The following is a 23,469-nucleotide window of genomic DNA, read 5'->3' on the forward strand; positions in this document are numbered from 1 at the left end:
TTAGCTAACCTGCTCTACAGTTGAAGCCTGTTCTAATGCGGCCAACAGCTTCTTATGTAACCCACCAAAACCACCGTTACTCATCACCACTATGGTGTCGCCTGCTTTGGCGGTTGCTGCGACTTTGGCGACCACATCATCAATTTGATGTAACACAGTCACAGGGATCACCGCCGCTTCCATGGCTTCTTTCATATTCCAGTCGATGGTATCGGCTTGATATAAAAAGGCTTCGTCGGCTTGCATCATAGAAAAAGCTAAAGTGTCTTTATGGACACCGCTCTTCATGGTATTTGAGCGCGGCTCGAGTACCACAGTAATTTTGCTCTGCCCAACCTTAGCCCGCATGCCTTTTAACGTGGTCGCAATGGCCGTCGGATGGTGGGCAAAGTCGTCGTATACGCTCACACCATTAACGGTTCCGAGTAATTCGAGTCGACGCTTAGGTGGCATAAACTTAGCTAAAGCTTCAATTGCAGCACTCGGCTTAACGCCCACGTGGCGTGCGGCAGCAATGGCCATCATGGCGTTTTCAATATTGTGCTGACCAATCAAATCCCATTCGAGAACACCTTGGGACTCGCCATCAAAAAACACTTCAAAGCGATGGCAATCATCACTTAACGCTTTGCCATACCAACCGCTGGTCGATTCGGCTAAATGGTAGGTTTCTTGCTCACTCCAACAACCCATATCAATCGTTTGCTTAACGGCATGGGAATCGGCGGGCCAAATGATCTTGCCTTCACCAGGAACGGTGCGAATTAAGTGGTTAAACTGTTTTTGAATCGCAGCCAGATCAGCAAAAATATCGGCATGATCGAACTCAAGATTGTTGATCACTAAGGTACGCGGATGATAATGCACGAATTTCGAACGTTTATCGAAGAAGGCACTGTCGTATTCGTCGGCCTCAACGACAAAGAAAGCGGTCTTGCCTAAACGTGCCGACACACCAAAGTTTTGCGGTACGCCACCGATTAAGAACCCAGGCTCATAACCGCAATAATCTAAAATCCAAGCTAACATGCTAGATGTCGAGGTTTTACCGTGAGTGCCAGACACTGCCAGCACCCAACGCTCAGGCAAAATATGATCGGCTAAAAACTGCGGGCCAGAGGTATAAGGGATGCCAATGTTCAACACGGCTTCCACGCAAGGATTACCCCGGCTCATGGCATTACCAATGACAACTAAGTCAGGATAGTGCCCTGCTTCACCCAGCTGGCTAGGATCAAAACCTTGAATAAGCTCAATGCCTTGGTCCTCTAGTTGCGTGCTCATTGGAGGATAGACATTGGCATCCGAGCCCGTCACTCTGTGCCCTTTTGCCCTAGCCAATAACGCTAGACCACCCATGAAGGTTCCACAAATTCCTAAAATATGTACGTGCATACCGCTCGCTCTGATGTGTTGAATTCACCGCCATTCTAATCCATCGAGCGACAGATTGGCAGGTAACAATCTGGGAAAAGCACAGCAATCACAAATGACAGTTTCTAAATCAGTAGATTTCACATTTGAGCTGCAGAACTGAGATTTTTAGATAACAGGTCAACTAACACAAGGCCGAAAACTGTCGCAATGCAGGGTACTATACCCAAACAACCTGAAGATGCAGGATTCAGCGGGAGTTTAACGCACTTTAGGCAAGGCGGTTATTTGCAGACCTAGCGAGCTAAGTTAAAAATAACCAACGCAGCATAAAGTGCGTTAAAACCCGCCGGAACGGAGCGCCTAGGGCACTTCACTTCCGTGTTGCATCAATTCAAAAGGTGGCCGACATTCTGTCATTGATGCGCCTTGAATTGAAGCACCCTAGGCGCTCTGAAACTCGTATCTTCAGGTTGCTTGGGTATAGCGTAAGTCACGGTAGAGCTGAGCGTGCTGGCTACGGTGACGACTAAATAAGAATTGACGTAACGCTTCACGCTCTTCGGTTTCGGCCTGAAACTTAACAAAGGCCAGACCTTTCTCGCTACGAATAGGCTCGATATCGACGCGCATAGTCTCGCCATTGGGCAGTTGTAATTGCAAGTCTTTACTGCCTAACAATTGCTTAAATTGCTGCTGTGATTTAGCGCGAATAGCCATGCCAGAACTGGATAACGAGGCAACAGACCATTGCTCACCTTGATCGTGGTCGAATATCCACACATCATCGGCTTGGGTTAACCGCCAACTGCGCTCCACTCCCGAGGCATCTAGCACTTCAGGCACACCTAAAGTGGGTTGAAACTGTCCAAAGTCATCCACTTTCATCAGTAGTGGAAACCAGAGTTTATAGGGCCCGACTTCGGCCAATAGAGTGAGTTTTGCCTTACCGAGAATCGAAGCGATAACTTGCGGCACTTCAGTTGTGACTGTGAGCACATGATTGACCAGGGGATCGTTAGTCAAGGCAGTGCCCACACGAGTCTGCGAAAAAAGTTCGCTAAAACAAGCAAGCTCCTCCGCGGATAATCGAGGTTCATCCATCATGATAAGTCCTCCCGAGTTAAACTCCTTACCCCAAAAAGTACCACCAAAGTATGGGATTGTACATTTTTACACCAAAACAGTGGCAAAAAACGGAATATATGCTAGCAAGGCTAAATTCAAGACTCTATTAGCCATTTGCGCTATTTAACTTGGAAAATGCAGTGGATTGTTATTCCTCGCTTTTTAAACTGCTGGAAGGTGGAGCAAACAAGATACGCAGTCGTTGTTTAACACTCAAGCCTGTCGCTGTGACCTCTGCAAACATGTCTCGCCATTCACTAAAAGTCACTTTAAAGGGATTAAAACTATTCACTGGCTTAGTGATGCCGTAAATCACAGTCTCCACTTCGGGCTCAAAGGTACCAAACAGCTTGTCCCAAATAATCAGCACGCCAGCATAGTTCTTATCTATATATTGTGGATTACGACCGTGGTGCACCCGGTGGTGAGACGGTGTGTTGAAAACCCATTCCAGCGGTCCGAGTGATTTAATCGCTTGGGTATGCACAAAAAATTGCAATCCCAGATTGAGTAATACCACAAACACCACCCAGTTTGGGTCGAAACCTATGACCACTAGCGGTAACCAAAATACCCACATGCCTGCAAAGGGATACATTAAACTCTGACGAAACGCAGTGCTAAAATTCATATTCTCAGAGCTATGGTGCACCACGTGAGCCGCCCACATCCAGCGGACTCTGTGGCTCGCCCTGTGGAACCAGTAATAACAAAAGTCCTGCGCAACCATCAAGGCAATAAAGCTCAATGGGCCCATTTCAATATCGAATAACTTCCAACCAAACATCGCCAAATACAGCTTAGCGATCAGCAAACCAGTGAGTAAATCAGCACCTTGATGCATGGCCGCGAGGCTGAAATTACACAGCACTTCTTGGCCGCGATAACGTGCACTTAACGGTAGCTTTTGTCTTTTATCGCCAAAGTACCATTCCAGCAAAATACACACGAAAAACAAAGGTGCGAGCACTAGCAGTAACAGCTCTGGGTGCTGGATCAGCGAGGCGATATCCATATAAGATCATCCTGTTCTATTTTTATTTTATGGTTATTTTTATTGTTACTTTTATAAAAATTCTGACTACATTCTATAAACCGCATTCAACGCCACAACGCAGGCAGCTGCGGTCCGTTAGTCGCCGTTAGCTACCAACGGGCATAATGATCTTCGGCGAGTCCTAGAACATTATTTAACTGGTAACTGTGCCCTTGATTATCGGTAATCGTGCCACTGAAATGACCGATGAATTGGCGGAAATTACTCTTAAGCAAGAGCAAATTACGCTTTTCACTGCGACAATTGCGCGCCGCAAACTGCAAATCCACTTGGCCATTTTGACTGTAGACTCGCCAAACCTCGGCGCCGAGCGTGGCATGGCGATCAAACTCAAATTGCACTGGCCCAAGCAAATGACGCTCACCATTAATCCAAAAGACATTTTCAGTAGCCCCAGTTTCATTAACACCCGCCGCTAAATTAAGCCCCATAATGCCCTCATGGATCCGCGCGTTAATTGACGCCCAGCGCCAACTGGTATCACGGCGCATGTAACCCGCTGAAAAGTCATAGCCTGCTAAAGCTTGATTCAGCGGCTGCGGCTCATGACCCACAGTCAAACTACCTTTAACGGTCAAACCATTATGCTTTTGTGTGTAAGTCCAGCCGTTGTATCCAGTAGGACTACACATAGCCATAGGCAAACTTAAGGGGGCTGAGTGTAAAGTCACATCGGCTTGAATATTTTTAGTATCAATCACTAACCGCCAACCGCCCTCTACAATCTCAAAGCTTAACTGCGCCCCTTTACGGCCAATACTACTTCGGCCCTCGGCTGGCGATGGTGTCATTTGATAGCCAAACCTCAAAGGTTTTAGCCAATCAAGCTGGGTGAGTGTGTTGGTTTTTATGTCGTATAAATAACAAAAAGCACTGCCGACGTAGGCAATATCGGCAAGCGCGATGCCTAGGACATAACGCGGCGTGACCAAAGAGACAAACTGAAATTGTTTATAATCGAAATGCTTAGCCCACGCTGAAGCAGGTTTATCCATGGTATCAAAATAGGCAAAGTCCGCTAAACCTAAGGTTTTGACTATGCCATCGAAATGACCGAAATGGGGTAACCCCTTCTGATTGATCAGGTTATCTGGGGCGATTTGCGTTGCTATCGTTAACATGACTAAGCCTTACAAAAAAGACGCGGGAGCATCTATGCTCTCTCATTCTAAACATCGAATTTTTACTCTAACCTGTCCCCCATTGCATTAAAAGAGTGCAAGGACAAAATGTTGTCATTTTGTTGCCAGTCAGTATTCGGTTTAATGTTTTAAATTCCTTGTTTGTAAAACTATTAAAGCGCCTAAAGGCGCTTTAATAGTTGGATAAGGAAAGATTAGAATCGGTAGCTAATACCAAAGTTGATCCCCTGTAATTCAAGCTCTTTCATCGGGATATATTGGTATTCCAAATTCAAACCGAATCCTGACTTAAATCGATATTGCCAGCCTGCAGCGCCATAAAAACCGACATCATCCGAGTCCATATCTTGTTTATCTATCTCATAGCTGACTTGAGTGTAAGCAGCGCCTAATTTGGCATACAGGCTGTTACCACGAGACAAAGCATACTCACCGTAAGCGACGGTTCTAACACCTTGGTAACGTAAATCTTTTATCTCACTGATGACGCTAACAAGCGCACTCGCCACCCCACCTGAACCCGCTAAATAACCCGCCTCAAACCCAAAATGCTCGTTGAGCATATAGCGGTAATATAAGTCGCTGGTTAAGGTGTCACCCGCATCATATTTACCGTTCTTAGTTTCAAATTCTTGGGTACCGTAACCTAAACTACCACCCAGTATATGGACAGAATCGCCCGCGAGCGCATTGGAGCTCATCATGCCTGACGCCAGCATCAGGCCAACAAATAACGAAGTGAATGATATTTTTTCCATATTTAACCTGCCTTCCATGCCTTGTAACTATGCGAATAAATGAGGTGAATGCACAGAAAACACGGATGTGAATAATGAGCACAAGATATTAGCAATAAAAGCTGTACCTCAACTGAATCACGGTGTTCTGTGGCATCAAAAGTGATTTCTGGTATGCTGTAGCCACTTTTACTTGTACGAGAGATCCCATGAAACGGCTATTACTGACCTTGACTTTCCCCCTGCTGTTCGCGGGCTGTGCCAGCCAAAATCCGACTCATATGGCTTTCAGCCCTCAAGTGCCCAATATCAGCCAACAAACGGCGCAACTTGTACCTATAGCTCTTGAAACGGTAGATACACGCACAGTCGATTATGTTGCTCGTTTTATTGAAGAAGGGACAAAAACACGTTTAGTTGGCCCGAGCGAACCGCCTAAACTGTTACTCGATGAAGTATTCCGCGCAGGTTTTGCTCAAGCGGGCTACCAAATCGACCCAAGCGCAACTAATTCAGTGCAAATTCAATTAGAAGAATTGCAAATGGATATCACTAAAAAGACCTTTGGCTATGAGGCAAAACACAGTGTGTTAATCGCAGTTCAAGCCAAAAACTCCACCCAAGAACTGGTTAAACGCTATAAAGCCAAAGGCACTTTAAAAGGTCCTTTAACGCCCGATTTTGCAACCTTAGAACTGGATATGAACAAATTACTCGGCCAACTTACCGGCGAGATTCTAAACGATCCTGAGCTTAATCAGTTTCTACAAAAATAACAGCGTCAGTTTATTATAAGGAAATCAATATGCTCCGTTGGATATCAGCCCTCTTACTCATCTTTATGAGTCATCATAGCCTCGCACTCGACATTCAGGCCGATACCTTGTATCCCAGAGTCGAATTTGATACTAGCTTAGGCAAAATAGTGGTCGAGCTAGATAGAACTCGTGCACCAATCACTGTCGATAACTTTTTAACTCATGTCGTTAAAGGCGAATACGACAACACAATATTTCACCGCGTGATCAGTGACTTTGTGGTGCAAGGCGGCGGAATCACCCTCAAGTATGAAGAGCTGCCCGAGGGTAAGCCGATAGTCAACGAATCAGGAAATGGCCTAACAAATAGCATGGGCACTATCGCCATGGCACGTGAAAACGAGCCGCACTCAGCCACTCGTCAGTTCTACTTTAACGTAGCCGACAACACTAAACTCGATCCCTCTAAACGTCGTTGGGGTTATGCCGTATTTGGTGAAGTGATTGAAGGTAAAACCGTCCTCGAAGCTATGGCTGTCGTTGAGACAGGAACTAACACTAAGCTCAATTGGCCCGATGTTCCTGTTACCCCTATCATATTGAAAAAAGCCAAATTATTACCAAAACAGTAATCAAAATATAATTTCGAGCAAAAGCGCTAATTTTGCATCTATACTGTGATAGTAAACAGAAAGGAGGCAAACGATGACGGCAACTGAGTTCATCGATAATAAAGCGCCCCAACTCGCCTTCTATGGAAAAGCGTTTTTGAGTGAAGAACTCGACTTCCATGAAGTGCAACTTTACTTATGGGACACGTTAGAAGAATGGCAGCAACTGAATTCGACTGGCGAAGCGCAAACTGAAACTGAAAAAGTGTTTTGGCACTTGCTCCATAGCTTTAACAGGTGGCCTGACTGTGTGATCCGCGGTAATCAATATCTGCGTAAGCAAGTAAATGATTGCTGTGACTACCTGAGTTTAGGAGGCCGAGTGCCGCAGGGATGCATCGGGATAAGACCTTAAGTTCAGCATTCCTATCGATAAAAAATGGCCCTGTAATAGGGCCTTTTTTATTTCGTAAACCAATTCCTCGTGTGTACATTATTACGCTCTCCTTACTATCAAGATCTAAAGATAAGCGGTAAACTTTTAGCTACAAGCAGTTAACTCTCGAGCCATATTCAACCATCTTATAGTGCTAAACGGGACTCCAAAGTAAAAGGAATACCATTAGCCCTTGAACCCTATGGCACCTTACCCGTAAGCTAAGCGGATTAAACACTTAGACTCATGCCTATGTCCGCAACAGGTTTTATTCAACGTACACTCGATGCCCTCAGTGTCTATTATCACAAGCGGGTTTTGATCCTGTTATTACTGGGTTTTTCTGCTGGTCTACCATTAATGCTGGTATTTTCAACGTTATCCTTTTGGTTGCGTGAAGCTGGTGTTGATCGCACTTCAATCGGTTATTTCAGCTGGATAGCCTTAGCCTATGCGTTTAAATGGGCTTGGTCACCCTTAGTCGATCGGCTTTCATTGCCGCTGCTAACTCGATTTCTAGGCCGCCGCCGTAGCTGGATGCTGTTCGCTCAGTTGTTATTGGTTGGTGCCATCTTAGGCATGTCTTTTAGTGACCCTCTCAAAGATCTCGAGCGCTTGGCACTGTTCGCATTAATGGTCGCCTTTGCCTCAGCCACTCAAGATATTGTTATTGATGCCTTTCGGATTGAATCAGCCCCAGAAAAGATGCAAGCCGCACTAGCAGCGGCCTATCAAGTGGGTTATCGGAGCGCTATGATTATCGCCACCGCAGGTGCTCTCACGATAGCGGCTTGGGTTGAACCCGGTAACACGGCATACAACTTAGTGGCATGGCAAACTTCTTACCTGATTATGGCAGGATTGATGTCTGTTGGGATTTTTACCACGCTTTTTAGCCGCGAACCAGAAGTCGATACCCGCGCCGCCGATGCCACTGAATTAGTGCTAAAACAACGCTTAAGTGCACGTTATCCTAGAATTATCGCAGCGGGCATATCTTGGGTATATACGGCCAGTATTTTACCCTTTATCGACTTTTTCAAACGCTATGGCCGCAGCGCTATCCTTATCTTATTACTGATTTCTTGCTACCGGATCTCGGATATTGTGATGGGGATTATGGCGAACGTCTTTTATGTGGACATGGGATTCACTAAGGAAGAAATTGCCTATTTGAGTAAAATCTATGGCCTGATCATGACCTTAGTCGGCGCAGCCTTCGGCGGTGTTTTGTTAGCCCGCTTCGGAACTATGAAAATCCTTTTCCTCGGTGCCTTACTGGTTGCCGTAACCAATCTGCTATTCGCATGGCAGGCAGTGATTGGCTACAACGTGCCCTTTTTAACCTTTGCTATTTCCGTGGATAACTTCAGCGCTGGGATAGCCACGGCGGCATTTATAGCCTATCTCTCGAGTCTCACTAGCAACGGCTACAGTGCAACGCAATATGCCTTACTGTCTTCGATTATGTTGCTTTTCCCTAAATTTATCGCGGGCTTCTCGGGCGCTTATGTCGACGCATTTGGTTATGTGAACTTCTTTGTCGCCGCCAGTGTTATTGGCTTTCCGGTGTTGTTTTTGGTTGTCTTAGTCAACAAGTATGCGCCGCATCCAAGCACATCATTAATGGATGATTCGTCAAAAAGTGCACCAACAAAATCAGATTAAGGTCTCATAGCACTTATGTCATCAATATAAAAAAGCCCTCACACCTTAGTGTGAGGGCTTTTACATTTAAAGACGAAATGGCAAACGCGATACTGCATCACGTTAAACCAATTCTGCTCGATTAATCTTTAAAGTTATCAAATTGGAAAGGCTGGCCTAACTCAGACTCACGTGCCAACGCCATGACAGCTTGTAAATCGTCACGTTTTTTACCTGTAACTCGTACTTTCTCGCCCTGAATAGACGCTTGCACTTTAAGTTTGCTGTCTTTAATTAGCTTGACCAGTTTTTTAGCAATTAAGGTTTCTATACCTTCTTTAAACTTCACTTTTAGGGAGAAGGTTTTACCGCTGTGGATGGCTTTCTCATCGACTTCCATCGAAGACGGATCCACATTACGTTTGCTCAGTTGCATACGTAAAATGTCCACTAATTGTTGGCATTGGAAGTCATCTTCAGCGGTTAACGTGACCACATGATCCTTATATTCCACGTCAGCCGTTTTACCGCGAAAATCGAAACGTGTCGCCAGCTCACGCTTAGTATTATCAACCGCATTACGCAGTTCAACTTCATTCACTTCTGACACAATATCCATTGAAGGCATAGTTTTTATGTCCCATATCAAATTAATATGCAGCTAGTTTACCCACACACAGGCCTAAGTTGAAGGTAAAGCCTAGAATAAAAGCGTAATCATGGGTGACTTTAGCCACACATTTTCCTATCATTGCCCCACTCTAAGCTAATACAAACATATTTGTGATAACTAAAAACACCCTATTTAAGCTGGCTTTAGCCGTAGCCTTTGTCGTGATCAGTTATCTGGTATTTTCCAGACCAACCTATTCGCAAAGTATTCCGAATATCGACAAGGTAGGCCATCTTGGGAGCTTTTTTTGCCTCTCCTATCTTACCTATCTTGCTTTCAAACCTAAGTGGTATTGGTTATCTCTCACACTGGCAAGCTACGCCATTTTAATTGAGTTAGTGCAATCACGTTTGCCCTACCGTAGCGCTTCTGTGGGTGACGTTATTGCCGACTTTTCGGGTATTGCACTGTTTTACTTTTGCAATTGGGCCTATGGCAAATACTTCCGCGCAGCGCAATTGCGAGAAGATTAACTCAGGCGCTTCAAACTGGTACTGATGACCTATACCTTAAGGCTACACATATGACTCATGCTGTGAACATAAATCGCGTGGTGGATATTGCGATTTTAGGTGCTGGTGCCGTTGGGCAGCTTATTTGCCACCAACTGACTACAGCGGGCATGGGGGTTGCTCTTATCGGCCGCGATTCAATTGTATCTATACAGCAGACACTTAGCGTCACTCCATTAGCGCCGGCCAATGATAATCAACAGAAAACACAAGCACTCCAGTATTCTGTGCCTATCTTGACGGCCAATGCGCTCGATAATATCCGCCTCGTGATTGTCTGCGTCAAAGCCTATCAAGTGCTCGATGCACTTTTGCCCTTACTTAACCAACTGCCCAGACAATGCCACATTTTGTTGTTACACAATGGAATGGGACCTCATTTAGCCCTAGCGCCGCTAATTGATGCGCAAGCTGATAGCAGAGGGTTAAGCCTAGGGACAACTTCTCAAGGGGTGTTACGTCAAGCCAGTTGGCAAATTAGGCAAACGGGACAAGGGCTAACTCAATTTGGGCATTTTACAGGTACAGAGCTCACTGAGCATTATCGCAATGCTTTACTGGCGGCTATCCCAAACAGTGAATGGGTAGATGCCATTGTGCCTTGTCTATGGCAGAAACTCGCCGTTAATGCCGCGATTAATCCACTTACAGCACTATATCAATGTCCTAATGGCACACTCGCCGAGCCAGGTTTTAGTGACATGATTAAAGGCATTCTCGACGAGTTAGTCACGGTTGCCACACTCGAGGGCGTGCCTCTCGATAAACAATTGTTACACGACAGGGTCTATCAGGTGATCCGCCTCACTGCGGGGAATTCCTCATCGATGCACCAAGATATTGCACACCAAAGACGAACTGAGATAGACCAAATTAATGGTTATATCTGTGAGCGTGCACAAGCGCACGGTTTAAGTGCGCCAGTTAATGCTGACCTCTGGGCGCGCATCAAACAGCTAGAAGCTTAAGCAAGAAAACTCACATAACAAAACTAAATATAACAGTATGTTTAATTTAAATAATTTTTAATTTTTTGCTGAATCCTCACTTTTTATTTACCACATTAAAACGCGAATTACCCTAGCGCCATACTCACTCGGCTTTTGCTGCACTCATGCTAGTCAAGCAAATTTACCTTGCACCAACAATACGCACCAAATCAGGGCAGATTAACTTTGCTTTGCACTGTTTTGCACCAAAATTTTAAGCTATTTCGGTGCGTCTTAATGTTAACGCAATGATAATAAATGCTTTATCTATATGGCCTAATTCCTGCTTTATTCCAATAAATTGAGTCTGCAGCTTGTTGGAGAGAAAATTGAAACTGGTCACCGCAATCATTAAACCATTCAAATTAGACGATGTACGTGAAGCTTTAACCCAGCTCAGCGTCCATGGCATGACAGTCACTGAAGTACGCGGTTTTGGCCGCCAAAAGGGCCATACGGAATTGTATCGTGGTGCTGAATATGCAGTGGACTTTTTACCTAAGATTAAACTCGAAGTTGCCATTCATTCCGATCAAGAAGATGCCGTTATTGATGCCATTATTGCTGCAGCCCATACGGGCAAAGTGGGTGATGGCAAAATCTTTGTGACTTCGTTAGAACAAGTGGTGCGCATTCGCACTTCGGAAGAAGGAGTTGATGCCCTATGATGCTAGTGAGCTTCAGACTCAGTATTAAATACCTATTGATATTATTCAGTATATTGGCGACGAATGCCGTCGCCGATGATGGTCAATTTAGCGCTGCAAATACGGCGTGGATCTTAAGCTCATCCGCATTAGTGTTATTGATGACCCTGCCAGGATTAGCGTTGTTTTACGGCGGTTTAGTTCGCAGTAAAAACGTGCTTTCAATATTGATGCAATGCTTCTCTATTGCCGCCCTAGTGTCAGTTTTATGGTTCGGGCTAGGTTATTCACTCGCATTCGACACAGGTAACAGTTTCATCGGTGGCTTAGACAAAGCACTACTGTCAGGTATTGGTCGCGATAGTCTTAGCGGGGATATTCCCGAGCCGCTGTTTATGCTATTTCAAATGACCTTTGCCATCATAACGCCAGCCTTAATCATCGGTGGTTTTGCCGAGCGAATGAAGTTTTCAGCTGTGCTTATCTTTTCAGGTGCTTGGTTATTACTGGTTTATGCGCCGATCACCCACTGGGTTTGGGGCGGTGGCTGGTTAGCACAGCTAGGACTGTATGATTTCGCGGGCGGAACCGTGGTGCATATCACCGCAGGGGTTGCTGCGCTCGTGGCCGCTAAAGTGCTAGGTCCACGCAAAGGATTTTTAAACTCGGCGATTATGCCGCACAACCTGACGATGACAGTCACAGGTGCGGGCATGCTGTGGGTGGGTTGGTTCGGTTTTAACGGTGGCAGTGCGCTCGGCGCTAATGGCACCGCAGCCATGGCGATTCTAGCCACTCATCTCGCCGCTTCTATGGGCGCGATGACATGGGCGGCAATTGAGTGGATTAAGTTTGGTAAACCCAGCGCCCTTGGCATAGTCACAGGCATGGTAGCGGGCTTAGGCACTATCACTCCCGCCTCTGGTTATGTTGGCCCAGCAGGCGCCTTAGTCATAGGTTTACTCGGTGGAATCGTGTGTTTTTACTCAACGGTTTATATCAAACAGAAACTTAAAATCGATGACTCCTTAGACGTTTTCCCCGTGCACGGTGTCGGCGGTATTCTTGGTACTCTTTTGGCAGGAGTCTTTAGCTCGACCCAATTAGGCGTTTTTAGCGGCTACGGTTTTGCGACTATGAACAACACTATGATAGACCAACTTGGGGTACAGATTATCGGGGTTGCAGCGACATTCACTTATACTGCGGTGGTCACTTGGTTGCTGTTTGTGATCATCCGTAAGCTACTTGGCGGCCTTCGCGTCAGCACAGAACAAGAAGTTAACGGCTTAGATTTATCGGAACACGAAGAAACGGGTTATAGCCTTTAATCAGAACCTCGAGCCAGAACCTTTAGTTAAGACAGTTCAATAGCCATAAGGGCACCAAGGCGCCCTGATGGCTGACTTACATCATGATGCTACTTTTTGAAATGTTCGACTAACCATAACTTTAAATCCGCCAGCTTCATCGGCTTAGCAAAGAGATAACCTTGTAAAAAATGGACTTGGCGACTGGTCAAATAGTCCGCCTGCTCCTGGGTTTCAACCCCTTCAGCCACCACCACATAATTCATCTTGTGGGAGAGCTCGATAATGGTATCGAGCACGTGGGAAGTCACAGAGTCCTGCCCTATGGTATCGATGAAGCATTTGTCGATTTTCAAGTAATCCAATGGCATGGTTTGTAACAAAGATAAGGTTGTTTGCCCAGTACCAAAGTCATCGATAGCCACTAAAATCCCCAACTGGCGTAAGCTTTCAATGCGCTGGCAAATATCCGGCGTTAATAATTGCCGTTCGGTGATTTCGATTAAAGGCTTAACGCCAATACGATCCAAAGAATCCCGCAGATGAATAAATTTCGACTCGATATCATCTTGGGTAAAATGCTCTGGCGCCACGTTGAACGCGACTCTAAAGCCCGATTCAACCTTCATATTAGCAAAATCTTTTAATGCCTTTTCGAAGATATAATTGGTCAATGGAACAATCAGCTTGCTCTCTTCGGCGATAGGAATAAACAAATCAGGCCGCACTAAGCCCATTTGTGGGTGCTGCCAACGCACTAATGCCTCGACTCCTTTGGCCTTGCCGTCCTCAGCACAGATCACAGGTTGATAAACCAAAAAGAACTCTTCGTTCTCTATCCCGCTACGAATATCATCAGCAAGGGAGTGACGAGATAACCGTGAATAGAGCACAAACAAGATAGAACCCGTAATCAAAATAATGCTAAAGGGTAATGAGATGGCAAAAAATATCCAAAAAAAATGCCTAAAAAAAGCAGGTGACATTTCTAGTAACACCGAAAAACGATGATCCTCAGAATCTAAAGTCATTACCTCATTTTTGATAAACTCGAGTGATTCAGGAATCGTTTTACCATTGATGGATAAAGCGACATTGATAACTGCGCTAGGAAACACATCGGGCTGTACAAAGGAATCTAATAAATATTGTCCTTCAATAATGACAGCAGCGCCGTGTTTAGATTTAGGGTCCCATTTAGATGACACTATCGCGGGCACCTCAGGCATAAAAGGCGTGCCCGTAATAATAAACTGGTTAGATATTTCAAGATTTTCGGTAGCACTAACAATGCTCAGGGGAGTATCAATATCACCGGTTTTAGAAGAGCAATAAACATGTTGTGAATCATATATTAAAGCCGAGCGAAAGTAGGGTTGGAACAACATATAGTTGTATAACTCTTGACACTCAGAATCCTTCAATGCCAATGCATAATGGCTGATTTCATTAGCATGGGACACCAAAGTATCAATATGACTCACATAAATAGCCCCCACACCTTTGACTTTATCTTCAACAAAATACTGTGCAGAGAGATAACTTGCGACAGCAGCAATTCCAATTGGAAACAATATGACTGCCAGCCATTGCCATAATGGCAGATTTAATTTTGCTAACTTTTTTCGCATATATCCTTAACTCGCACTGCGCTCGGTTAAAAATGGTATCAAAATCTATGGAGCAAGACGTGTGTATATTTGTATCTCAGCGAATGTTTGCTTGATATAAACACACTGAATCGAGTTCTATTTTAGTCTAAAAAACCAGCATACCTTCTATTAATTTAGTCTATTCCCACATCACCAAAATGGCGGCGATAGCGATTAAGACTAACCCTAGCATATCTTTTATCTTTACTTTTTCCTTCAGCCAAAAGGTGGCAATCAAGATCATAAAGAAAACTTCAACTTGACCTAAGGTTTTAACATAGGGCACAGCCTGCAACGACATAGCACTAAACCAACCGATAGAACCTAAACAACTGGCGATGCTTGTCAGTAAAGTCAACTTAGGTCGTTGCCATAATGCTATCAGCGTAAATTTATCCTTAAGCAACAAATAACTGACTAACAGCAAAGTTTGTAGGCCTATCACAAATAGCAACACCCAAGCTGCGCTATGGGGGAAACCCACATTCAAACATAAACTCGCTTCTCGTACCCAAAGCGATGTCAGCGCAAACGAAGTACCGCAAGCCAAACCAATCAATACCGTATTGAGCGACAAGCTTCGCAGGCCTTGCTTGGCACTCATGAGAAAAATTGCCACACCACCCAACAACACTCCCGACCAACCTAAAAGGGATAAATGCGTCCCAAAAAACACTGTGCCTAAGATCGCCGCGACCACAGCTTCACTCTTGGCTAGCCCAGCACCAACGGCAAAGTTCTGTTGCTTGAACAGTTTCACCATCAAGCCCGTCGCGAGGATTTGCATCGCCGATGCTCCAAGAATAAAACCGATAAAACGGTCGCTAAAATCGGGGATTCCGACATCCTGCCAAAGATATAAGCTCGCCAGATACACGGCGGCAATCGGCCCAGCCCAAATAAAACGCGCTAAGGTCACGCCCGCAACACTCACTTCTTTACTCAGCTGGCTTTGAAACGCATTACGCCAAGCCTGCATAAATGCCGCCAGCAAAGTGAGTAAGATCCACATAAAGGTATTCCGTAAAGAATCTGGTCGGCTATAAAAACAAGATCGTTAGGCAAAGCCCATCATAAAACATTAATGTTTCAGATAGCTACGGGGCTATACCAATCACATTCCTCGACTGAAAAACAAAAACCCCGAACGAGTCGAGGCTTTGGGATTAAGTCACTAATTCATTAAGTCTTAGCTTGCGATTACTTACTGGTATCGATTGGCTCGAAGGATTTCACCAAATCGTCAATTGCTTTCATTTGCTTCAGATAATTTTCTAACTGATGCAAAGGCAGCGCACATGGGCCATCACACTTAGCGTTATCAGGATCGGGGTGCGCCTCAATAAATAGACCCGCTAAACCCAGCGCCATACCACTGCGCGCTAACTCGGTTGCCTGTGCGCGACGTCCACCCGCTGAATCTGCACGACCACCAGGGCGTTGCAGCGCATGGGTCGCATCGAAAATCACCGGATAGCCAGATTGCTTCATCTCGTCCATACCCAACATATCAACGACTAAGTTGTTATATCCAAAGCTTGAACCACGTTCACACAGGATGATCTCGTCATTACCCGCTTCGTTAAACTTAGTGATGATATGGCGCATTTCATGTGGTGCTAAAAACTGTGGCTTTTTCACATTGATGATAGCGCCAGTTTTTGCCATCGCGACAACCAAATCAGTCTGGCGTGCTAGAAATGCAGGTAACTGAATAATATCAACTACTTCTGCCACTGGCGCACACTGATGCACTTCATGCACGTCGGTGATCAAAGGTAAATTAAAGGTCTTTTTAATCTCTTCAAAAATCTTTAAGCCTTCCTCCATACCTGGACCGCGGTAAGAGTTAATCGAAGAACGATTCGCCTTATCAAAAGACGCCTTAAATATATAAGGGATCCCCAACTTTTGAGTCACTTCGGCGTAGGTTTCAGCAATCGACATAGCGAGATCGCGAGACTCAAGCACGTTCATGCCACCAAACAACACGAAAGGTTTATCGTTGGCAATCTCGATTGAACCTAGGTTTATGATTTTATTACTCATCGCAACTTCTCTCTAAAATGCTGGAACCTTTCCCAGCGGTGAATAGGAGCTAAGGCGGTTATACCGCAACTAACTGTAAAATTTGACCACAAATCCATGCCATATAGGTTCCTAACGCATAACCTAATACGGCTAACAGTACGCCCACGGGTGCTAATGCGGGGTGAAATGCCGCCGCAACTACAGGGGCCGACGCAGCACCGCCCACATTCGCTTGGCTGCCTACGGCCATATAAAATAACGGGGCTTTAATCAGCTTAGCCACCAATAACATAAAGCTTGCGTGAACGATCATCCACACAATACCAATTAAAAAGTACAATGGCGTATCAAGCACCTTACTCACATCCATATGTAGACCAATGGTCGCAACTAAGATGTAAAGGAAGGCTGAAGCCACTTTTGATGCCCCCGCCGCCTCTAAATGACGCACTGGGCTGAATGACATCGCCAAACCAATCGTTGTGACTATCACCACTAGCCAGAAGAATTTAGAGGTTAAACTGTAATCTGCGGTCCAAGGATAGTTCACTTCAAAAAATGGCCCCAGAAAATCAGCGGCGATATGAGCAATACCTGTGATACCAAAGCCTACAGCGACAATCAGCATAAGATCGCGCAGATTAGGAATGCGTGCATTTTCAGCGTGATACTTTTCAACTTTATCTTTTAACGCTTCAATAGCAGAAGTATCTGCACCGGTTTTAGCATCGATCTCTTTCGCTTTTGAGGCAAGAAACAGCAGCACTGCCATCCAAATATTGGCGACTATCACATCGACTGTCACCATCACAGAGAAAATATTACCGCCCACGTCATAAATCTCTTTCATTGCAGCTTGGTTTGCGCCCCCACCAATCCAGCTCCCCGCTAAGGTCGTCATACCACGCCATACCGCATCGGGGCCATCGACCCCAATTAAAGAAGGTTCAATAACCGACACCAGCAACAAGGCGATAGGGCCGCCGATAACGATACCGACAGTGCCGGTTAAAAACATGATCAAAGCTTTCGGCCCTAAACTTAAAATAGCTTTTAAATCAACGCTTAAAATCAATAAGACTAAACAAGCTGGCAGCAAATAACGGGATGCTACAAAATACAGTTGTGAGGTATTACCATCGATTACCCCAAAGGTATTCAATAACGATGGCAAGAAATAGCACAATAAAAGGGCGGGAATAAAACGATAAAACTTCTGCCAAAAAGGATGACTACTGCTACTGGTATAAAATACAAAACCTAGAATTGTCGCGAGTATTCCTAACGCCGTGGCATCGTTCGTCACTAAAGCCGTGCTTGTCATGCTAATTTCTCCCTGTTGATACAGTTATTATTTTTATTAGAGACTTAACTTTTAAGTCCCTGGGTCAAACTTCCATCTGCCCAGTGTTATTATTTTTGCGGATTGAATTCGTTAATAAAAGTTGAATAAATAAGAAGAGCCCCGAAAGGCTCTGCTTTAGTGATAAACCTCGGCGTGTTCGTTTAATTCTTTGAGCTGCATCTTCACTATCTCGATCACGGGATCGTGAGGACTATTATCAACAAAATGCTGCAGATCGGCGGCGGCCACATTAATACAACCCAACTGCTGTGCAATAAACGCCCGCTCACGATTCAAATGCACATCGTCAACATGCCATTGCAACAGCAGGCTGCAACACTCCATCGCTGCCTCAAATTGATGCGACACTATGCAACCCGCCTTAAGCTCATGCAGCATACGCGTCAGCAGTTTTTTCACCGTTGCAGGCTTTAAGTAACTCGCCTTAAGCTCAGCAGCATTACCTAACTCGCCGCGCACTAACACGTGCAACTGGTGACGGGTGAGTTCCTTGCCCGTTAAAGGATCCAAATAACTCACTTCACCGCCAATCTTACAACGCAGCACCGTATTGCCAGGTAGCAATATGGGTTCGAGTTCAAGATCTAACTGCTTCGCCAGCAACATCAATACCGTCGCCAGCGTTGTACTATTACCTTGGCGACTAATTAAGCAAGTACCTAAATCTGCCGCCTCTGTACTGAAGTAGTTCTCACGAACACAAAAACCTAAATCCTCGTAAAACCAATGCAACAGCGCATTAAAACGCTGTTGTTGATCAACCAAGTAATGACTTAATACGGCTCCCGCCATTTCAAACCAAGCCCATTTAGCGGCTTCAAGTTTAGAAAATCCAAGGTGCGCACCTACATCCAATGCCGACTCGGGCAATGAAATGCCATCTTGCAGAGTGTAGTTACCCATTAACCCAATAATACCGCTTGTTTAAAATGAGCCAATTTAGCAGCATAAACCAACCAACCTATCGCGCCTAAGTAAGCAAACACTTTGAACAATTTGTTTCTGTTCGCTTTTATGGCAATGGCACCTAGGACAATGTAAGCAACTACAGCACCGATTTTTTCGGTCATCCAAGGATCCACAAAAGGAAATTGCTGGATCATAAAACACAAAGTTAAGCCCGACAGCAGTAGGAAAGTGTCGATAACATGGGGCGCTATCTTGAGCAGTTTCTTCTCCATCAGAGCCGATTGGCGCAGATGCAGGACAAAGCGAACGGTAAGCAGTAACACGCTCAACGCGATAAAGGTAAAATGCAGATGTTTAACCGCAGGATATAGACTGTAAAAAGTTTCCATTACGATACTTATGGCCAGTGACAAAGGCGCTAGTTTACCCTAATCCTTGGCGGCATACCAATGCCTATCAGCCTAGATATTCAGAGCTAACATCATAAAAAATCAAACGAGAAGTGACGATGAATTTAAGCTTAATTAACGATGAATCAACCGAGTTCGCCGACGCTGTAAAACAAAAAATTGTCGAGTTCAACCAAGTCAAATGGCAGGGGCTTAGCCGTAAAAATCTCGGCCTCAAACTACAGGACTCCGAAGGTAAACTGTTAGCAGGGATCAGCGGTAAAACCTTCGGCAATTGGTTGTTAATCGATTATCTGTGGGTCGATGATTCTTTAAGACACCAAAGTATCGGCACGCACTTATTGTTAGCTGCAGAAAGCCAAGCAAAAGAACGCGGCTGCCAATTTGCTCTACTCGATACCTTAGATTTTCAAGCTAAGCCCTTTTATGAGCGCCACGACTATCGCGTGCAGTGGATACAACAAGCCTACCCAGAAACCGGCAGTAAATTCTTTATGGTAAAAGTGTTGTGATGTTTAAGGTTTGGGATCTTCACCTTACACCAACTTAAGGTCGCCCTATAGAAGACAAAAACGCCATTAGCAATAACCAATGGCGTTCGATAAATCGGCATAACTAGGTAAATATCTTCACTTAAAGCAGAGTTATTACTCTGCCCATTTGCCCATAGTGCATCTATCATTACTGCCAAAGTCTCGCACTGTGGCGACATTCTCGTAGCCCAGTTCGATAAGCTTAGCCCTCAGTTTCACAGCCTGCTCAAAACCATGTTCGAGCAGGATATAGCCGTTAGGCTTTAAGTAATCTCGAGCTGTGTTGGCAATATAATAAAGATCGGCAAAGCCTTCCTCGGCGGCGGTTAACGCGCTTTGGGGCTCGAAACGCACGTCACCTTGGTGCAAGTGTTCGTCAGCTTCATCAATATAGGGCGGATTTGAGACGATTAAATCAAAGTCCCGCGACTTTACGGCACTGAACCAGTCACTCTGGAGAATTTCGACCTGTGGCAGCTTTAAGTTCTCGCGGTTCGCGATAGCCAAAGCCACGGCATCATCGACTTTATCGACCGCGGTGATTTGCCATGACTCACGCTCAGACGCCAACGCCAGCGCAATTGCCCCAGTACCAGTGCCTAAATCGAGCACTTTGGCGTAGGTGGAAAGCGGCATGTTCAATGCAGTTTCGACCAGAATTTCCGTATCAGGACGCGGGATCAAAGTGGTGTCGTTCACGATAAAAGGCAACGACCAAAATTCGCGCTCACCGACAATATGTGCCACAGGCACGCCCTTTTGGCGTTTCTGCACCATTTGCTGGAAGCGTTTCCACTGCTCAACCGTCAAGGATTTTTCAGGCCAAGTGTATAAATAGCTGCGACTTTTATTGAGGCAATATAACAACAAAACCTCTGCATCCAGATGAGCGGATTCAGAGGTTGATGCTAACTGCACATAAGCCCATTGCAGGGCTTCGGCTATGCTAGATTGATCTGACAAAATTACCCCTGCTCGTCAGCCAGTGCGGCTAACTGATCGGCTTGATGTTCTTGCATCAGAGGCAATAAAATAGCATCGAGATCGCCTTCCATCACTTCGTTCAAGCGATATAAAGTCAAGTTGATGCGGTGTTCGCTCACGCGGCCTTGCGGGAAGTTATAAGTACGTACACGTTCGGAGCGATCGCCACTAGCAACCAGACTACGACGGGTCGATTCTTCGGCGCTACGGCGTTTTTCGTCTTCAACAGCTTGAATACGTGCGGCCAGTACACTCATGGCTTGGGCACGGTTCTTATGCTGCGAACGTTGATCTTGGCATTCCACCACGATCCCGGTAGGAATATGAGTGATTCGAATAGCTGAGTCAGTTTTGTTAACATGCTGACCACCCGCACCCGATGAACGATAAGTATCAACTTTCAGATCGGCTGGATTGATTGAAATCGCTTCCGCTTCAGGCACTTCGTGAAGTACCACAACAGTAACCGCTGAAGTATGCACACGTCCTTGGGATTCGGTTTCTGGCACACGCTGTACACGGTGGCCGCCGGATTCAAACTTAAGTTTGCCGTATACGCCTTCACCGCTGACCTTCATGATCACTTCTTTAAAGCCACCATGTTCGCCTTCGTTGCAGCTCATGATTTCGATCTGCCAGCGATTCGCTTCAGCATAACGGCTGTACATGCGGAATAAGTCACCGGCAAAAATAGCCGCTTCATCGCCGCCTGCACCAGCGCGGATCTCAACGAAGGCGTTTTTATCGTCGTCAGGATCTTTTGGCAATAATAGAATTTGCAATTCGTCTTCGAGCTGCTCGAGTTTGGCCTTAGCGGCTTTCATCTCTTCCTGCGCCATTTCACGCATTTCAGCATCGTCTTCTTCCAGCATTTCTTTGGCAGAATCGAGATCGGCCTGCGCTTGCTGATAGGCTTTAAAGCCAGCAACAACGTCTTCTAACTGAGCATATTCTTTCGATAACGCACGAAACCTGTCTTGATCGGAAATGACGCTAGCATCACCCAGCAAAGCCATGACTTCTTCATTGCGCTCGAGCAAGCCTTCCAGCTTGCGGATAACGGATTCCTTCATTTAACTCGCTAACCTTAGTTTTTATCTAATCCAAGCGCTGATCTTAACTGACCGAGAGTATTCAAATCGCCCTGACGACTCGCTGCCGTGAGGGCCTGTGTCGGTGCGTGGATAAGTTTGTTGGTCAGGCGATTGGCTAGTTCAATCAATACCTGCTCAGTGTCTGAGCCCTGGGCTAATTTATTCAAGGCGCGTTCCACTAACTCATCTTTTACCGCCATGCTCTGGCTGCGATACTCGCGAATACTGTCGACCGACTCTAAAGAACGGATCCAATCCATAAATAGGAAAGATTGTTCTTCAGTAATTACTTCAGCTTGCTCGGCGGCTTCTTTTCGAGAAGCCATATTCTGTTCAATAATGCTATGCAGGTCGTCCACTGTATACAGAAACGCGTCATCCAAATCGGCGACTTCCGGCTCAATATCCCGGGGAACTGCTATATCAACCAATAACATAGGTTGATGGCGACGCTGCTTTAGCGCTTTTTCGACCATGCCTTTACCTAGGATAGGCAGAGGGCTGGCGGTAGAGGATATCACGATATCGGCTTTTGGGAGATAATCTGGTATCTGCGCCAGTGTAATTGCTGTTGCGCCAAACTCCTCGCACATGCCTTGGGCACGTTCTAACGTCCGATTTGCTACGACCATTGAAGCCACGCCGTTATCTTTAAGATGCTTCGCAACCAGTTCTATGGTTTCACCTGCGCCAATCAACAGTACTTTAGTGGTCGATATCGATGAGAAAATATGTTTCGCCATGCTTACCGCGGCAAATGCCACAGAAACTGCAGCGGCGCCAATTTCAGTGTCAGTGCGGACTTTCTTAGCGACTGAAAAAGTGTTCTGAAAGAGTCTATCTATGGTTAGTGCAACCGTACCAGCCTCTTTGGCCTTAACAAACGCTTGCTTTACTTGACCGAGAATCTGCGGCTCACCCAAGATCAACGAATCGAGCCCAGAGGCCACACGCATCAAATGCCTTACGGCATCTTGACCGTGATAATTATAGAGACAAGGTGCTACATCCTCATGATCTAGGCCGTGATATTCTTCAAGCCACGCAATAATGTCGGCCTCATCGCCGTTGTTGCAATACAACTCAGTGCGATTACAGGTTGAGACAATAACGGCTTCACCCGAGCGTGTACGACTGGCCAGACTCTTCATAGCATCATGAATTTTGTCCGGAGAGAAGGCAACTTTCTCACGCAGGTCTACCGTGGCTGTTTTATGGTTAATACCGATTGCTACAAGGCTCATCTGACTCTTTCTAGATTCTTGGCGACTCTCTTAATAAGGGCATTCTACTGAATTGGCCCAACTAAAAACAGAATACGCTTAACAAAACCGAATAAAGGTCTAACTTCTTACCTAAATTTTCTATCAATAATAGGTAAGGCAAAATTTGCCCCAAGGGAGCAAATCTAAGTGACCGCCGATGGAAATTTTACGTTTGGCATTGGTATTCTTTCCAAGCCCTCGTAT

Annotated in this window: 24 protein-coding genes; 9 read left to right on the forward strand and 15 right to left on the reverse strand. The window is 45.5% G+C overall.

Annotated features, from left to right (window positions below; genetic code table 11):
• From mpl to RA178_RS18145, 5 genes are all read right to left on the reverse strand, one after another.
• A complete protein-coding gene (gene mpl, locus RA178_RS18125) occupies positions 1 to 1,395 on the reverse strand; it encodes a UDP-N-acetylmuramate:L-alanyl-gamma-D-glutamyl-meso-diaminopimelate ligase (protein ID WP_131523719.1) in 1,395 nt (464 codons plus the stop codon).
• 447 nt (positions 1,396 to 1,842) lie between these two features.
• Positions 1,843 to 2,481 (reverse strand): hypothetical protein, encoded by a 639-nt coding sequence (locus RA178_RS18130; RefSeq protein WP_306683177.1) that lies wholly within the window; start codon positions 2,479 to 2,481, stop codon positions 1,843 to 1,845.
• Positions 2,482 to 2,650: 169 nt separating this feature from the next.
• The gene (locus RA178_RS18135) at positions 2,651 to 3,517 is read right to left on the reverse strand and encodes a sterol desaturase family protein (RefSeq protein ID WP_113939771.1); all 867 of its coding nucleotides are present in this window, start codon (positions 3,515 to 3,517) and stop codon (positions 2,651 to 2,653) included.
• 131 nt (positions 3,518 to 3,648) lie between these two features.
• Positions 3,649 to 4,680, reverse strand: coding sequence for a DUF2804 domain-containing protein (locus RA178_RS18140; RefSeq protein WP_168824786.1), 1,032 nt, complete (start codon positions 4,678 to 4,680; stop codon positions 3,649 to 3,651).
• A gap of 215 nt (positions 4,681 to 4,895) precedes the next feature.
• Positions 4,896 to 5,420: a porin family protein gene (locus RA178_RS18145; protein WP_371135020.1), complete on the reverse strand. Its 525-nt coding sequence runs from the start codon at positions 5,418 to 5,420 to the stop codon at positions 4,896 to 4,898.
• 227 nt (positions 5,421 to 5,647) lie between these two features.
• Here RA178_RS18145 and RA178_RS18150 point away from each other — a divergent pair, with 227 nt between their 5' ends.
• From RA178_RS18150 to RA178_RS18165, 4 genes are all read left to right on the forward strand, one after another.
• Positions 5,648 to 6,214, forward strand: coding sequence for a YajG family lipoprotein (locus RA178_RS18150; RefSeq protein ID WP_105250136.1), 567 nt, complete (start codon positions 5,648 to 5,650; stop codon positions 6,212 to 6,214).
• Between the two features lie 29 nt (positions 6,215 to 6,243).
• Entirely contained in the window at positions 6,244 to 6,828 is a 585-nt protein-coding gene (locus tag RA178_RS18155) for a peptidylprolyl isomerase (RefSeq protein ID WP_306683181.1), read from the forward strand.
• A 73-nt stretch (positions 6,829 to 6,901) separates the two neighbouring features.
• A complete protein-coding gene (locus tag RA178_RS18160) occupies positions 6,902 to 7,222 on the forward strand; it encodes a hypothetical protein (RefSeq protein WP_028761869.1) in 321 nt (106 codons plus the stop codon).
• Between the two features lie 273 nt (positions 7,223 to 7,495).
• The gene (locus RA178_RS18165; RefSeq protein ID WP_306683184.1) at positions 7,496 to 8,911 is read left to right on the forward strand and encodes an AmpG family muropeptide MFS transporter; all 1,416 of its coding nucleotides are present in this window, start codon (positions 7,496 to 7,498) and stop codon (positions 8,909 to 8,911) included.
• A gap of 121 nt (positions 8,912 to 9,032) precedes the next feature.
• Here the strand turns inward: RA178_RS18165 and RA178_RS18170 are convergent, their stop codons facing one another.
• A complete protein-coding gene (locus RA178_RS18170; RefSeq protein WP_006080274.1) occupies positions 9,033 to 9,518 on the reverse strand; it encodes a YajQ family cyclic di-GMP-binding protein in 486 nt (161 codons plus the stop codon).
• A 155-nt stretch (positions 9,519 to 9,673) separates the two neighbouring features.
• Here RA178_RS18170 and RA178_RS18175 point away from each other — a divergent pair, with 155 nt between their 5' ends.
• From RA178_RS18175 to RA178_RS18190, 4 genes are all read left to right on the forward strand, one after another.
• Complete coding sequence (locus RA178_RS18175) at positions 9,674 to 10,036, forward strand: VanZ family protein (protein ID WP_105250138.1); 363 nt, start codon at positions 9,674 to 9,676, stop codon at positions 10,034 to 10,036.
• 50 nt (positions 10,037 to 10,086) lie between these two features.
• Positions 10,087 to 11,043, forward strand: a complete 957-nt coding sequence (locus RA178_RS18180) for a ketopantoate reductase family protein (RefSeq protein ID WP_306683187.1) — start codon at positions 10,087 to 10,089, stop codon at positions 11,041 to 11,043.
• Between the two features lie 350 nt (positions 11,044 to 11,393).
• Positions 11,394 to 11,732: a P-II family nitrogen regulator gene (locus RA178_RS18185; RefSeq protein ID WP_105250140.1), complete on the forward strand. Its 339-nt coding sequence runs from the start codon at positions 11,394 to 11,396 to the stop codon at positions 11,730 to 11,732.
• Positions 11,729 to 13,042, forward strand: a complete 1,314-nt coding sequence (locus tag RA178_RS18190) for an ammonium transporter (RefSeq protein ID WP_263236631.1) — start codon at positions 11,729 to 11,731, stop codon at positions 13,040 to 13,042. The genes RA178_RS18185 and RA178_RS18190 overlap by 4 nt, the downstream gene beginning before the upstream one ends.
• An 89-nt stretch (positions 13,043 to 13,131) precedes the next feature.
• Here RA178_RS18190 and RA178_RS18195 read toward each other — a convergent pair whose 3' ends face one another.
• From RA178_RS18195 to RA178_RS18220, 6 genes are all read right to left on the reverse strand, one after another.
• Positions 13,132 to 14,652: an EAL domain-containing protein gene (locus RA178_RS18195; RefSeq protein WP_173246690.1), complete on the reverse strand. Its 1,521-nt coding sequence runs from the start codon at positions 14,650 to 14,652 to the stop codon at positions 13,132 to 13,134.
• 160 nt (positions 14,653 to 14,812) lie between these two features.
• Positions 14,813 to 15,685 (reverse strand): DMT family transporter, encoded by an 873-nt coding sequence (locus RA178_RS18200; RefSeq protein WP_263139577.1) that lies wholly within the window; start codon positions 15,683 to 15,685, stop codon positions 14,813 to 14,815.
• Between the two features lie 188 nt (positions 15,686 to 15,873).
• A complete protein-coding gene (gene kdsA / locus RA178_RS18205) occupies positions 15,874 to 16,722 on the reverse strand; it encodes a 3-deoxy-8-phosphooctulonate synthase (protein ID WP_105250144.1) in 849 nt (282 codons plus the stop codon).
• A gap of 58 nt (positions 16,723 to 16,780) precedes the next feature.
• The gene (locus RA178_RS18210) at positions 16,781 to 18,028 is read right to left on the reverse strand and encodes a DUF819 family protein (protein ID WP_105250145.1); all 1,248 of its coding nucleotides are present in this window, start codon (positions 18,026 to 18,028) and stop codon (positions 16,781 to 16,783) included.
• Positions 18,029 to 18,184: 156 nt separating this feature from the next.
• Positions 18,185 to 18,973, reverse strand: coding sequence for a SirB1 family protein (locus RA178_RS18215; RefSeq protein WP_105250146.1), 789 nt, complete (start codon positions 18,971 to 18,973; stop codon positions 18,185 to 18,187).
• Positions 18,973 to 19,368, reverse strand: a complete 396-nt coding sequence (locus RA178_RS18220; RefSeq protein WP_006080263.1) for a SirB2 family protein — start codon at positions 19,366 to 19,368, stop codon at positions 18,973 to 18,975. The genes RA178_RS18215 and RA178_RS18220 overlap by 1 nt, the downstream gene beginning before the upstream one ends.
• A 119-nt stretch (positions 19,369 to 19,487) precedes the next feature.
• On the opposite strand from RA178_RS18220, the gene RA178_RS18225 reads away from it, so the two are divergent.
• Entirely contained in the window at positions 19,488 to 19,901 is a 414-nt protein-coding gene (locus RA178_RS18225) for a GNAT family N-acetyltransferase (RefSeq protein WP_263266262.1), read from the forward strand.
• A 135-nt stretch (positions 19,902 to 20,036) separates the two neighbouring features.
• Here RA178_RS18225 and prmC read toward each other — a convergent pair whose 3' ends face one another.
• The 3 genes from prmC to hemA are packed head-to-tail and all read right to left on the reverse strand — an operon-like array spanning position 20,037 to position 23,244.
• Positions 20,037 to 20,885: a peptide chain release factor N(5)-glutamine methyltransferase gene (prmC, locus tag RA178_RS18230; RefSeq protein ID WP_113939044.1), complete on the reverse strand. Its 849-nt coding sequence runs from the start codon at positions 20,883 to 20,885 to the stop codon at positions 20,037 to 20,039.
• A 2-nt stretch (positions 20,886 to 20,887) separates the two neighbouring features.
• The gene (prfA, locus tag RA178_RS18235; RefSeq protein ID WP_113939045.1) at positions 20,888 to 21,979 is read right to left on the reverse strand and encodes a peptide chain release factor 1; all 1,092 of its coding nucleotides are present in this window, start codon (positions 21,977 to 21,979) and stop codon (positions 20,888 to 20,890) included.
• A 14-nt stretch (positions 21,980 to 21,993) separates the two neighbouring features.
• Positions 21,994 to 23,244: a glutamyl-tRNA reductase gene (gene hemA / locus RA178_RS18240; RefSeq protein WP_028761678.1), complete on the reverse strand. Its 1,251-nt coding sequence runs from the start codon at positions 23,242 to 23,244 to the stop codon at positions 21,994 to 21,996.
• Positions 23,245 to 23,469 lie beyond the last annotated feature (225 nt).

The sequence above is a fragment of the Shewanella oncorhynchi genome (assembly GCF_030848765.1).
Taxonomy (GTDB): Bacteria; Pseudomonadota; Gammaproteobacteria; order Enterobacterales; family Shewanellaceae; genus Shewanella; species Shewanella oncorhynchi.